At 70.3% G+C, this 12,992-nt stretch carries 9 protein-coding genes; 2 read left to right on the forward strand and 7 right to left on the reverse strand.

Features of this window, described 5'->3' with window-relative positions:
* Positions 1 to 172: 172 nt before the first annotated feature.
* From AB0M39_RS11990 to AB0M39_RS12000, 3 genes are all read right to left on the reverse strand, one after another.
* Positions 173 to 1,252, reverse strand: coding sequence for a lytic polysaccharide monooxygenase (locus AB0M39_RS11990; protein WP_365362929.1), 1,080 nt, complete (start codon positions 1,250 to 1,252; stop codon positions 173 to 175).
* 233 nt (positions 1,253 to 1,485) lie between these two features.
* On the reverse strand, positions 1,486 to 1,650 hold the full coding sequence (locus AB0M39_RS11995; RefSeq protein ID WP_365362931.1) for a hypothetical protein: 165 nt from the start codon (positions 1,648 to 1,650) through the stop codon (positions 1,486 to 1,488).
* Between the two features lie 189 nt (positions 1,651 to 1,839).
* A complete protein-coding gene (locus AB0M39_RS12000; protein ID WP_365363015.1) occupies positions 1,840 to 2,961 on the reverse strand; it encodes a glycoside hydrolase family 6 protein in 1,122 nt (373 codons plus the stop codon).
* 789 nt (positions 2,962 to 3,750) lie between these two features.
* Between AB0M39_RS12000 and AB0M39_RS12005 the strand changes: the two genes are divergently transcribed.
* The gene (locus tag AB0M39_RS12005) at positions 3,751 to 5,103 is read left to right on the forward strand and encodes an alpha/beta hydrolase-fold protein (protein WP_365362933.1); all 1,353 of its coding nucleotides are present in this window, start codon (positions 3,751 to 3,753) and stop codon (positions 5,101 to 5,103) included.
* A gap of 321 nt (positions 5,104 to 5,424) precedes the next feature.
* On the forward strand, positions 5,425 to 6,777 hold the full coding sequence (locus tag AB0M39_RS12010) for an aromatic acid/H+ symport family MFS transporter (RefSeq protein WP_365362935.1): 1,353 nt from the start codon (positions 5,425 to 5,427) through the stop codon (positions 6,775 to 6,777).
* 75 nt (positions 6,778 to 6,852) lie between these two features.
* On the opposite strand, the gene AB0M39_RS12015 is transcribed toward AB0M39_RS12010, so the two are convergent.
* The 4 genes from AB0M39_RS12015 to AB0M39_RS12030 all read right to left on the reverse strand — a co-directional run bounded on the left by AB0M39_RS12015 (position 6,853) and on the right by AB0M39_RS12030 (position 12,876).
* Complete coding sequence (locus AB0M39_RS12015; RefSeq protein ID WP_365362937.1) at positions 6,853 to 8,340, reverse strand: UDP-N-acetylmuramoyl-L-alanyl-D-glutamate--2,6-diaminopimelate ligase; 1,488 nt, start codon at positions 8,338 to 8,340, stop codon at positions 6,853 to 6,855.
* Between the two features lie 594 nt (positions 8,341 to 8,934).
* Positions 8,935 to 10,002: a WD40 repeat domain-containing protein gene (locus tag AB0M39_RS12020; protein ID WP_365362939.1), complete on the reverse strand. Its 1,068-nt coding sequence runs from the start codon at positions 10,000 to 10,002 to the stop codon at positions 8,935 to 8,937.
* A gap of 360 nt (positions 10,003 to 10,362) precedes the next feature.
* Entirely contained in the window at positions 10,363 to 11,727 is a 1,365-nt protein-coding gene (locus AB0M39_RS12025; protein WP_365363017.1) for a PepSY domain-containing protein, read from the reverse strand.
* A 474-nt stretch (positions 11,728 to 12,201) separates the two neighbouring features.
* Positions 12,202 to 12,876 carry a hypothetical protein gene (locus AB0M39_RS12030; RefSeq protein WP_365362941.1) on the reverse strand — a complete coding sequence of 225 codons (675 nt, stop codon included), beginning with the start codon at positions 12,874 to 12,876 and terminating at the stop codon, positions 12,202 to 12,204.
* Positions 12,877 to 12,992: the final 116 nt, after the last annotated feature.

The raw sequence follows: 12,992 nt of genomic DNA on the forward strand, positions 1-12,992 counted from the left end.
TTTCGGACTATACGATTTCGTAGTAGATGAGGCAAGGGCCAGCACCGACAGCCCGGCGCGCGGGCCCGGAACCACGAGGTCCCGCCCGATCGAAGTGATCGGACGGGACATCGTCGACCGCTCCCGAGCCGGCTCAGGAAACAGCCGGCCTCAGGCGGCAGCGCCCTTCAGGTCAGCGCAGCAGCACGTCGCAGGTCGATGCGAAGAACTCGCCCGTCTTGCCGCCGTTGCCGCCGTCCGGGGTGTCAGGGCCGCCGTGCCCGCCCCAGATGTGCACGACCGCTGCCCGGCCGGTCCGCCGGGGGAAGGTCGCGAACTCCCAGTTGTCGGACTCTTCTTCGCTGTGCGAGCCCTGGACCTCGACCAGGAAGGGGGTCGGCTCCAGGTCCTCCCAGCTCAGACCCCCGGTGGGAGCCCAGCCCTCGCGGGTGACGAACCAGCGGTGAGACCAGGACTCCGACGTGTGGTACGCCGTGTAGTCGTAGGTGAAGGTCTGGCTGGGGGCGGAGGTGTCCAGCTCCGTCAGGGGCCACTCCCCCAGCGTGGAGTCCGGGGCCAGGTCCAGTCCCCGGAAGGCCGAGTTGCCCGTGGACGGGACGGTGTCGCCCTGGAAGAACTTGCGGTACTCCAGGTACTTCAGGGCGTTGTTCCACGGGTAGTCGGCGAGCATCCGGTCGGCGCCGGGCACTACCTCCTGCCAGACGGTGCTGATGTTCAGGTTGCGGGCTTCGACGCAGATCTTCGCGGGATCCTCGTCCCGGATGGCGGCGGCCGCGCGGCTGCGCGGGTGGTTGACGGTGCCGTGCTGCGGTGCCGCATCCCTGCCCTTGGGAGCCTGCCGCGGCTCTTGCGGGGACGACCAGGGCCGGGAACTCGCCGAGCGCACGGTCACCTCATTGGTGAACGGCGTGAAATGGCCGTCCACCTTGGCGCGGATCTTCACCGTGTACTCGCTGTTCGGCTCCTCGCCCAGGTCCACCCAGTGGGAGTTGGACGGCGCCCAGTCCCAACTCGGCCAGTAGAGGAAGACGGTCTGCCGGGCCTCGCCGTCGATCCACACCTCGTAGACGTGCGGGTAGGGCGCCTCGCCGTTGTCCCAGTCCTCCGGGGGAGGCCATGTGCCGTGCTCGGGGCTGTTGCCGCCGATCTGCCACCGCAGGCTGATGCCGTGCATCGTGTGCGGGCCGTCAGCGCGGTGCCTGACGTCGGCGCGAAGGTCGGATGGGGCCGGGCTCTGGAGGCGGCCGCTCATGATGTCCCTACTTCCTGGAGAATGCGTCCCACGGGATATCACCGCGAGACGTGCATATGACGCACAGTTACATATTTCCAGATGTCGAACCGCCCGACGCTAGCGCCACGTTCGCCCATTCGTGTGACACTCTGTCGCCAACTCGCCTGCCTGGCAGGGCACCCGGTCTGCGAGGGGCCGCCTGGCAGGCCGCTCTCTTGCCGGCGGCCTCCCGAGGGCGACCTCGGAGGTGTTCATCCAGGGATGAGCGCTATGCCGTCGGCGTAGGCATCGCTGTCTCCGCCCGTGACGCGTGTGAACGCGAGGGTCAGGGCGACCGTCCGGGCGCCCGCCGGCACGAAGCCGGTGGCCGTCTCCTTGAGGAAGCCGGTGGCGCCTCCGCGACGCTCGGGGGACAAGGCGGGCAGTCGGGGCCGGGGGCCCTGATCGGCGAGATCCCGTGGGCGCCACGAGGGAGGCGGCGGCGGAGCGGGGTGCCGCCGGGAGCCCTGCGGCTGCGGGGGTGCCTCGCCGCCGGGCAGCCGCTCCCCCACGGCTTCGGGGCCCGCCCCACAGACCCGTGGCTGCGCGTGCGCTCGGGCTGCCGGTCAGCGCTGGGCGAGTTCGTAGGCGTACGAGGGTGTGAACGTGCCCGGCGCGCCCTTGCAGCCGTCGGACTCGCCCGGCAGCTTGACCCACAGATAGGCGTCGATCCGCGCCTGTTGGGTGGACGTGGTCGGAGGCTGCCCCAGGGCCCGCCCTGCCGGGTCGCACCACTGTCCCGCCGCCGGTGCGCCGTTTCCGTTCCTGCCGGTGTCGATGACCGCGCCGAGGCGGGCCGGACCGCCGAGCGCGTCCAGGACCCGGCGTGCGTAGGCGGCCTCGTCGGCGGTCCGATGGAAGTTGGCGACGTTGGTGAAGATGCCGTCACCGCTCGACGCGGCGCCGGCCTGGCGCAGTGCGGCCGCCTGTTCGGCGGCCGGGTGCCAGTTGGAGTGCCCTGCGTCGAAGTAGACCTTGGCCTGGGGGTTCGCCGCGTGCATGGCGCGGGCGGCGCGGGACAGCGAAGCGAACCGGCCGGCCCTCGTCTGCGCCGAGAGGCAGTCGGCGAGCGCGATCGAGTCGGGCTCCAGGATGACGATGACCGGGCGACTGCCGAGGCCGGCTGCGAAGCCGCGGATCCAGGCGTCGTACGCCGCGAGGTCGGGTGCGCCGCCCTGCGAGGCTCCGCCGCAGTCCCGGTCCGGGATGGCGTAGGGCACGAGCACGGGAATCCGGCCCGCTGCCGCGGCGCCGGAGGTCACGGCGCGCACGTCGCCGGTTATGGCGCCGGGGTTGTACTGGGGGAACCACACGGCTGCGGGCTGCGAGGCGATGCTCGACTCGATGAGCGGGCGGCGCGAATCGCCGCGATTGGCGGCCACCCATTCCAGAACCTGCGACTGCGGGTGCCTGTAGAGCTTTCCTGCGGCGGGTCCTGCCGGGGATCGCCGCGCCGGGGAGGCAGACGCCGTCTTCGGGGAAGCCGACCGCTTGGCGGACGCGGACGCAGAAGGGGACGCGGTGGCGGTCGGGGCGGACTTGGAGGCGCTGGGCTGGACGGGCAGAGGCAGTCGCAGGGTGGTGTGGCTGGTGTCCGGCCGTGCGGTGTCGCGTTCGCCGGCGCCCCCGGCGCCCGTCATCGCGGTGGCCGCGCCGACCGCGACCACCGCTGTGGCCACGGCAGTCATGCCGGCATGCCGCATGAGGCGGCGCCGCTCGGCGCTGCGGGCGCGCAGCTGCTCGCGTACGTGTGACATCCGGCTCGCTCCTGTCCGACGCCCGCCCGTTCCCGATGTACAGGAAAGGCCGGGCCCCATGCCGACACGCGAAGCGTAGCGCTCGCGATGACGACTCCCCCGGGGAGTCCGCCCGTCGGACTCTTCACACCAGGCGGGATGTATCGGCTCATTCGCGGCTGCCGTCGTGGGTCGGTCAGCTCAGCGGACGGATGCCCATGGCTGAGGGCGTCCCGTCGCCGAGGCAGTCGGACAGGGAGGTAGAACGGAACAACGCCCTACGGGACAACGTCCTGGGCGCCTGTACGGCCGCCCGCAGCCCAGGGCTGGGTGTCCTGGGCTGCGGGCGGTCGAGCCGCGTCAGGGGCGGCTGGCTCAGTGGCCGTAGTCCACCTGGTCGGGTATCACGGGGCCGTCGCCTCGCTGCACGGGTTAGGGCGTGCCGTCGGCGCCTGTTTAGCCCGTGGTCGAGCAGGGGTACGGGCTGGTCTTGGCCGCCTTGGGCTGGATGAGCATCGGGTTCACGAGCCACCGGCTGTCGTCGTTGTCGTAGGCCCGACACGCCACATCCACTCCCGCTCCGCCCACAGCCGGAGCAGCACCGTCGACGTCAGGGCTCGAGCCCCGAAAGCCCGACAGTCGGCGGCCCGATCGGGAACCTCAGCGATCGTCTCGTCATCTTCCCGGCGGAAGGAAACGTCTTCTCTGTATCGAACGCACCAAGAAGCGGAGTTTCACGGCATGTCGTACGAACCCGACGGGCACTACCCGTCACACCGGGGGTCGTATCCGCCCCAGGGCGGCGACGGACAGCACCAGGGGCACCCGCCCGAGGGATCTGGCGGGCACCACCAGCAGTACCCCCAGCAGCCGCAGCCGTACGGCCGACAGTCTCAGCACGGGCACAGCCCCTACGGAGCTCCGCCACAGGCGCCGTCGTACGACACCCCCCGCCATGACGGCAGACCGTACGACGAGTACGAGCAGACCCGCACCTATGAGCGCGACTACCAGCCCGCTTCTCCGCCCCAGCGGCCCCGCCGCCCGTCCCGGGCCCGCCGATGGATCATCGCCGGCGCCTCGGTGCTCGCGCTCGCCGGCATCGGCGCCGGGGTGATGGCGCACTACGAGATCCCGCCCTTCACGGACAAGGGCAAGGACGTCTCCTTCGACACCCCCACGGGCGACAGCCGGCCCAGCGGCCAGAAGCAGAGCAAGAGCTCCAAGGTCCTGATGCCGACCGGCCCGAAGGCCTCCTTCAAGAACGCCAAGACCCTGGACGACGGCACCCATATCGCCGTCACGACCCTCGAGGGCGGGAAGTCGGGCTTCAAGGGCAAGGTGTGGGTATGGGCGCCCAAGCAGTACTTCGAGTCGGAGTACGCGAACAGCGGCTTCCCCGTCATGATCGCCTTGCCCGGCGGCCCGGGATACCCGACCAACTACTGGATGGGCGCGGACCTCGGCCTGCAGACGAGCATCGCCGAATGGTCCAAGCAGGGGAAGAGCAAGCCGTTCATCCTGGCCATGCCCGTGCTCAACCCCGGCCCGGACGACGGCGGGCTCTACTGGGACGGCTCGGACATACCCGGCCAGCCCAAGATGGGCACGTGGCTGACCGAGGACGTCCCCAACCTGATCAAGGCCAACTTCCGCACCATCAAGTCCCGCGACGGATGGGCCTTCATGGGCTCCTCGACCGGCGGCTTCGCCAGCCTGAAGGCCGTGTTGAAGCACCCCGACAAGTTCAAGGCCGCGATCGCCTCCGGCCCGGACATCGTGCCGGACTCCCGGCTGTGGAAGGGGCATGAGAAGGAGAAGGCCCAGAACAACCCCAAAGTCCTGGCGAAGGAGCTCATAGCCAAGGGCGGCCCGGACGTCTATCTCGCCTTCCAGGTGGGAACGGCCGAGAGCAATGCCAACACCCTGCCAGACGTCAAGAGTTTCATCGCCGCCTACGGCAAGGGCCCCATACACACCAGCCTCCTCGAAATACAAGGCGGCAAGCACAGCGCCAGAACCTACGTCCCCAACATGGGCAAGGGCCCCATCCAGTTCATCAGCGAAGTGATGGAAGGCCCGGTATCGGACTGACCTCGATAGCGAACTCCGCCGCACCTGCCCAGTCGCCGCGCGCCTCCCCCGGGCACCCCTGTCCAGACGAGCGGGCTGCGGCTGGGCTGCGGCTGTCCGCGGTAGGTTGCACCACGGAGCAGGACTACTTCTCCCGCCCAGCAAGCGCCTCCTTCACCGCGTGCCTACTGGAGATTCCGAGCTTCCGGAGAACGTCAGCGACATGGTGTTCAGACTCTCTCGGTGGCGATATGAGCCAGAGCTAGAGCGGCGCGGGTACGGTGCTCGGGTCGTCAGAGTACCGCCGCGCCCAACGCTGAGCCCGCCCCGGCGACAAGGATCGTGGCTGGACTCGCCGGACTGCGGTGCGGCAACTACGGGCGTAGAGTTGTCTCCCGAAATCCGGAGGAGGCTTCATGGGAAAAGCGAAGCGTATCCGGCTGCGTCGGGCTGAAGGGCGGGCCTCAGTTATTGCCCTATGCTTTCGCAGCGATCGTATTCGACGGCTACGACGTCATAGTCTACGGGTCGGCCGTACCAGCGCTGCTTAAATTTCGCGACTGGGACCTCACCCCTGGCGAGGTCGGCGCGATAGGAAGCTACGCACTCCTCGGCATGTTCGTCGGAGCGCTGGCGGCCGGAGTCCTGGGCGACCTCATCGGGCGTCGCAGGATGATCATCGGGTGCGTGTCGTGGTTCTCGGCGGCCATGCTGCTCGTAGCAATGGCGCCCAATCCGGAGCTGCTGGGTCTCTCCCGATTCATCGCGGGACTCGGCTTCGGGGGCGTGATTCCAGCGACGATCGCGCTGATCATAGAGTGCGCACCGACCCGGCGCCGGAATCTGAATACCGCCTTGGCGCTCATTGGATTCCCGGTCGGCGGTATTCTCGCCGCAGTGCTTGCCATAGCACTGCTGAAAGACCACGGCTTTCGGATTCTTTTCGCCTTCGGCGGCCTGCCGCTGGTCACCCTCGTTCCGCTGCTCGTCATACTGCTGCCGGAGTCACCCGCCTACTTGGCGAACCGGGCGGCACGCACTGAGCTCCGAGCGCGTCGCGCCGAACAGGCAGACAAGGCCCGTCCGGGCGTCCGGCTGTCCGGACGCAATGCTGTCGCGGCGGTACTGCTGGCGTGCGCGACCTACTGCAGCCTGCTCCTCGTGTACGCCCTGAACACCTGGTTGCCGCAGATCATGCGCTCTGCCGGGTACGAGCTCGGCCCGGCACTGGCTTTCCTGTTGGTCCTGAACGTCGGAGCGATTGTCGGCGGTGTCACCGGTTCGTTGATCGCCGACCGAGTCGGCAACCGGCGGGTGAGTACGACCGCCTTCCTTATCGCCACAGCCTGCATCGCGCTTCTCGGCCTGCCTTTGCCCAGCGTCGCGTTGTTCATCTTGGTCGGGCTGACCGGGGCGGTCACTGTCGGTGCCCAGATCATGATGTTCGGCTATGTGGGAACGTACTTTCCATCGGACATACGCGCCAGAGCCCTCGGGTTCACCTCGGGCGTCGGCAGGCTAGGGGGCGTGACCGGCCCACTACTCGGCGGCTATCTCGCGGCATCGCATGTCAGCATCGCCTGGAACTTCTGGGTCTTCGCGGTGGTCGCGTTCGTCGGCGCTTTTTTCGCCTTCGTGACACCCCGCTTGACCGGAGACGCAAACGGGGAGGGGGAACGCTTGGGGGGCGGCTGACGGCGATCGCGAGGCCGCCCGACGCAGCTCTGACACCGGTATGAGCCGTTCCAGGCCAGCTGGTGCTGACAGCGGCTAGACAGCGGCGGCCAGTTCGCGCGCCACGGCCATGTCGCTGAATGCCAGCAACTGGTCGCCGACGATCTGGTACGGCTCGCTGCCCTTCCCCGCGATGAGGACGACGTCGTTCGGCCCGGCAGCGGAGAGAGCCAGGGCGATGGCCCGGCGGCGGTCCGCGCACCGCTCGAAACGGGTCCCGGTCGACTGCAGACCGGGCGTGATCTGGTCCAGGATGGCCTCGGGGTCCTCGCTCCGCGGGTTGTCGGAGGTCAGGACCACCAGGTCGGACAGGGTCCCGGCGATCTCTCCCATCCGTGCGCGCTTGGTGGTGTCCCTGTCGCCGCCGCAGCCGAAGACGGTGATCACCTGTCCTGCGGCGAACTCCCCGATGGCGGCGAGGACCTTCTCCAGCGAGTCGGGAGAGTGGGCGTAGTCCACGATCACGGACGTGCCGCGGGCGGTCTGGAACCGCTCGAACCGCCCCGGGACCGGGGGCATGCGCTCGAGCGCGGCGACCAGCCCGGCCAGGTCGTGCCCCAACAGGTGGCAGGCGGCCAACGTGGCGAGGGCGTTGGACACCGAGAACCGGCCCGGCACCGGGATCGCGGCCGGGTGCTTGCGCCCGGCGTGCTCGAGGGTGAAGCGGGTGCCGAAGGCGTCCATGGCCAGGTCGACGGCCCGGTAGTCGGCGTCGGCGTCCAGGGCGTAGGTCGTCGCCGCGCCGGGCATCATCGCGGCGATCTCCGCGCCGACGGGGTCGTCGGCGTTGACGACCGCCCGCCGGCACAGGCCCTGGAACAGCCGCAGCTTGGCATCCCGGTAGTCGTCCATGGTTCCGTGGTCGTCCAGGTGGTCCTGGGTGAGGTTGGTGAACACACCGACGTCGATGAAGGCGTGGTCCACGCGGTGGTTCAGCAGGCCCATCGACGTGGCCTCCAGGACGACGGTGCCCGCCTCGTGGTCGCGCATATGTCCCAGCAGGTACTGGAAGTCCGGCGCCTCCGGCGTGGTGAGCACGGATCGAGGCATGGGGATCAGATCGTCGCCGACACGACTGCCGGCGGTCCCGATCACCCCCACCCGTGCGCCCTCGGCGAGACGCAGCACGGACTCCACCATGTACGACACCGACGTCTTGCCGTTGGTGCCGGTGACGGCCACCATGTCCATCTCGCGTCCGGGCTCGCCGTAGTAGCGGGAGGCGACGACCGCGGCTGCTTTGCGTGCGCTCGCCACCCGGACCACGCAGACTCCGCTTCCGGCGGCCCCCACCGCCGCCGGGAGGTCCGGTCCCTGGGCGTCGACGAGCACCGCGACGGCGCCGCGCGCCAACGCCGAGCCGACGGCCTCGGGACCGCCCTCGCGATGGCCGGGCACCGCGATGAACACGGACCCGGGCAGGACACGGTCCACGTCGAAGCACGGCCCCGCCGTGACGGACGTCTCCGGATCCCCCAGAAGGACCTCGTGATCGTGCCCGACCAGCAATTCGCTCAGCTTCACAGAGTCGTCCTCTCAGGGCGCGGTCACAGACGGCCGCCGCCGACAGCGGCGACGGCACGCCGAGCAGCCACGCGAACATTGCAGGCATACGGGGGGGTGCAGAGATGCGTGGGGTGCGGGGTGTGGCGGGAGTGCGGGACGTACGGGACGCGCACAGGACGGACAGTCACAAGAAAAGCGACTATCCGGACAGAAGAAGGGGGGCGGCCGCCGCAGCCCGTGCGGACAAGCTCAGCAGAGAAGACCGAGGTACGAGCCCAGGCCCGTCAGATAACCGCTAGCCGTGACCGTGCAGCGGCCGGCAACCGCTCCGGAGCGCAGCGAGGCACAGAACGTGCGGAGCCTTTCGCAGGCCCTCTCCCATCGCATGCGTGCAACCCATACGCGGAGTGTACGCCCCACAGACACGCCCCGATCCCACCCAAGAGCCCGCAAGGGCACGGGCCGAAGCCGACCCGGCCCTCACCGACCACGAAAGCCGACCACGAAAGCCGAAGGCCGCCGACAGCCGCGCGTCACGCCTGCCGGCGCAGACCGGTCGAGGCCGCAGAGAGCGCTGAGCGAGTCAGCGCTGTCGTGCGGGTCAATTCCGCCTCACCCCTGGCCGAGTTCGCCGTTGTCGATCAACAGCGCGCGGCCGAAGCAGCCGACCCCCAGCCAGCGGCCGTCGGGGCTGAACTCCATCGCCAGCACTTCGTCGGTGCTCACCGCGTAGTGCTCCTTGCCGTCCATGTCGAACAGACGGACCACGTTGTCGATGCAGGCGCTGGCCGCGACCTTGCCGTTCGGGCCGAACGCCACGTGCGTGACGGCCCCCGGCTCGGGGGCGTCGGGAGCCAGATTCGGCGCCACCCCCGTCTCCTTCCCGGACGCCGCTTCCAGCACCCGGGCGAACCCGTCCGAGCCGCCGACCACGACGCAGAGGCCCTTCGGGTCGAACGCCAGGCAGTTCGGGGCGGTGACCGTTTCGTCGACCGCGCCTGCGGCCGGCCACACCTGCGTCCCGGGCTCCGCCTCGAACATCCGGGTGGTGTCGTCGGCGGCGCAGCACAGCACCCGTTTCGCGTCCGGGCTGAACGCGACCGCGAGCACGGCGTCGCCCGGGTCCAGTCGCCCGATCTCCTCGCCGGTGGCCAGGTCCAGCACCCGTGCGGACCCGGCGCGCTGATGGTCGCCGCCGTGGCGGTGGTCGATGGCCAGCGCGACCCTGGCGCCGTCCCGGCTGAGGTCGACATCGGCGATCAGCGGCTTGTCGACGGTGATCTGCCGGGTGGCCGTCCCCGTCGCCCCGTCGAGTACGGCGACCAGCGCGTCCGTGGTCGCGACCAGCCGCCCGTCGGGGGTGAACCGCACGGTGTTGACCGAGTTGCCCGGGGCAAGCGGTTCTTGCCAGACGACCGAGCCGGTCGAGGTGGACCGCAGGACCACCTGTTCGAAGTCGGCGACCGCGAACTGGGCGCCGTCCGGGCTGAAGGCGATGTCGACCACGGACCCGTCGACGGAGGCGTCCGGCGGATCACTGCCGCCGACCGTGCTGCGCACGCGCAGCACGGAGTCGCTGCCGCCGCTGGCGAAGAGGGTGCTGTCCGGGCTGAAAGCGACCGCCTGGACCGAGCCGCCGTCGTGTTCGACGGTCAGCGCCACGGTGCCTGGCTGACTCATGACCAGATCCTCCCTGTGCTGTGCCCAACCAATCGGCAGCAGTAGACCTGTCGACCAAGACCCGAGGCTGACGTGCTGCACGACGAGGACGTGTTGCACAACCAGAGGGAAATAAGCGCGCCTTGAGAAGCCAGCCCGGAAAGCCGGTGGGACAGGAGACGCGCCAGGACCCTTTTCCATGGCCGTGACCACGCCCGCCCACGCAGACCCGACAGCGACGATGCCGACGAGTTCTGGACGATGTCGAAGCAATTGTCCAGTTCCTCCAGGATATCCCGAACGGCTCCCCTCCACCCGTTGCTCGGCCGGCCACCGGCGCTCGACGTGCGCCGGTGGCTCCGCTCGGCAGCGAGGCGCGCGTCAGGTGAGCGCGGCGCCTCTTGTGGCGCGATACCGGTGGCGCAGGGCGAGCAGGCCGTCCAGGATCAGGAAGGCGAGCAGGGACCAGCCCAGCAGGGGGAAGGCCCAGCCGATGAAGAGCACGAGGGGCACGGCCACGGCCAGAGCCGCCCAGGGCAGACGCCGCCAGGCGCCGCGCGCGGGCGGGCGGCCGGCCAGGGCTCGGCGGCCGGACCGGGTGGGCCTGCGCTGCCACCACGCGCGGTAGCCGAGCACGATGCCCGCGCTCAGGCCGAGGGCGATGACCGCCAGCACGATCTGGTTGGCCAGCCCGAAGAGGGTTCCCATGTGGGCGCGCACGCCGAGTTTGGACAGCTTGGCGAGCACAGGGTAGTCCGCCCAGTCGACGCGCGAGGTGATCTCGCCGCTGTGGGGGTCGATGGCCGCCTGGTCCATGCGGACCGGCCACTGGTCGTCGGTCTGGAGGACGGTCCAAGTGCTTTTGTCGTCGGCGGGGATGCCGATCTCGACGGGGCCGTCGAGGCCTGCGTCCCGGCCCTTCGCAAGGATCTGGTCGATCGTCAGCCCGTCCGGCGTTCCCGCCGCTGCGGCGCCCTGGCCGGCGTGGTGGCCGCTCTCCTCGTCTGTGGTCGACGAGCCGCCCGCTGCGGTGTCGAGTTCGGGGGGAAAGGCGCTGAGCGAGGTGCGCAGGTCGGTGAAGCGTTCGCCGGCGTACTCGGACCAGGTCAGACCCGTGGCGCTGAGGACGAGCAGGCCGAGCGAGATCCACACGCCGGTGACGGCGTGCAGGCTGCGGCTACGGCGTACGCCTCGGGCGCCGCGTTCGGGGAGCACGGTGTTGCGCGCCGACGCCCCGGCGTAGGTGCGACGGCGTCCGAACCACATCACGAGGCCGCCGAGGACGAGGACCCACAGCCAGCTCGCCGCGAGCTCGGAGTAGAGGCGGCCCGTCTCGCCGAGGTGGAGGTTGCGGTGCAGGTCGTCCAGCCAGGTGGTCAGCGGTGTGGAGCCCCACCAGGTGGTCAGCTCTCCGCGGAGCTCGGCGGTGTACGGGTCGACGTAGACGGTGCGCTGCTTGTCCTGGTCGGCGAGTTCGGGCACCGAGAGCACCACTTTGGTGGTGTGGTCCGGCTCGACGGGCGGGACGACCGAGGAGAGGCTGCCCTCGGGGTGGGCCTTACGCACGGCGGCTATCTGCTCGGCCAGCGGTTTCGGTTTCTCGCCGACTCGCTCGACGCGCAGCTGGTCGCCGTAGACGAGCTGGTCCAGCTGCGGGACCGCGGTGTATGCGAGGCCCGTCAGGGCGGCGACCAGCAGGAACGGGGCGATCAGGACGCCCGCGTAGAAGTGCAGCCGGGTCAGCAGGGGCCACCAGCCCGAGCGGGTACGGGCGTTCCCGCCTCTGCGTTCCTCGGCGGGCGGCGGTGCTGCGGCAGTGGCCTCCGCTTCGGCGGGCCCCGGTTCGGCGGGCCCCGGTTCGGCGTCGACGACCGTCTCAGAGGCGTCCGCCTGCACATCGGTCAGGGCGTCGCCAACGCTCTCAGTCTCGGTCTCAGTCTCTGCCGCCGACACAGGAGATGGGGTCTCCTCGGGGGAGGTTGCGGACGTAGTGCTCAAGGGAAAGGCTCCTGGATCTCGGCGCGGGCCCGCAGGGCGGGGCGAGCGCTGGGTCACACGCTGGACGGGCACGGGCCGCCTGCCAGTGGAGACCGGTAGGTGGCCGGCCCCGGCTGAAGAGGCGTACGCGTGAGGGCCATGGCGGGCAGCCGGCTGACGACCGGGGCACGCATGGCGGGACACCGCAGCCCCGGAAGGTGCGCAAGCACCCCGGGACGCGGATCAGCGAGTGAACACAGCGGGCGGGCCCCGCCGGGCGAGGCTGTGCTCCAGCACCCGAGCCCGGTCCGACACCCTTTCCACACCGGCGATGACCGGCAGACGTCGGCACGGGAGCCGGCTCTCGCCTTGCAGCCACCACCGCAGCAGCGCCACGGCTCGCAGCGTCGCCGACACCCGCGCGCCCAGCAGGCGGCCCAGCCGCCACACCAGGGCCTCGCCCCGGCGCAGCCACCAAGCGGCCCCGAGCCCGGCGACCAGGTGGGCGAGCAGCATGGACGGATCGCTGTGAGCCATGAGCGCGCCCAGCGGCTCCTCTGCTCCGCCCCACGGCGCCGGTGAGTCCCCCGTGACCAGGGAGGTCTGAATTCCGGTGTGCTCCCCGTTCCCCGCATGCCCCCGATGGGATGGCGGGACGGGCAGGGCGGGGCCGGCGAACGCGAACAGCAGGTGCAGCGCGCCCTGGGCCAGGGTGACCGCGCCGCCTATCTCGGCGAGCGTGCGCTCGCGACACGCGAACCGCCCCACCGTGGCCGCAACGGCCATGCCGCCTACCGCCAGCAGCGCTGGCGGCGGTAGGTGTCCGGCGGCCATGCCGTGCCCGGAAGCGGCGAGCAGCACACACACCAATGTGAACACCGCGACGCGAACGGTGCGCAGCAGGCCCTGGTCAGCCACCGCTCCTCCTCGCGCGCTCACCGGCGTTTCAGCCATCGCCGGGTACTACGTTCACAGCCTCGACATCGCTCAATCCTCTCGACGAATACCCCGCAGCTCGTCGGCGACTGCGGGGA

The sequence above is a fragment of the Streptomyces sp. NPDC051907 genome, assembly GCF_040681075.1.
Lineage (GTDB): Bacteria > Actinomycetota > Actinomycetes > Streptomycetales > Streptomycetaceae > Streptomyces.

Bases quoted from the DNA above. Each gene is read 5' to 3' on its own strand.
- AB0M39_RS11990 (WP_365362929.1), bottom strand. From the start codon at position 1,252: ATGAGCGGCCGCCTCCAGAGCCCGGCCCCATCCGACCTTCGCGCCGAC.
- AB0M39_RS12000 (WP_365363015.1), bottom strand. From the start codon at position 2,961: ATGACTGCCGTGGCCACAGCGGTGGTCGCGGTCGGCGCGGCCACCGCG.
- AB0M39_RS12005 (WP_365362933.1), top strand. From the start codon at position 3,751: ATGTCGTACGAACCCGACGGGCACTACCCGTCACACCGGGGGTCGTAT.
- AB0M39_RS12020 (WP_365362939.1), bottom strand. From the start codon at position 10,002: ATGAGTCAGCCAGGCACCGTGGCGCTGACCGTCGAACACGACGGCGGC.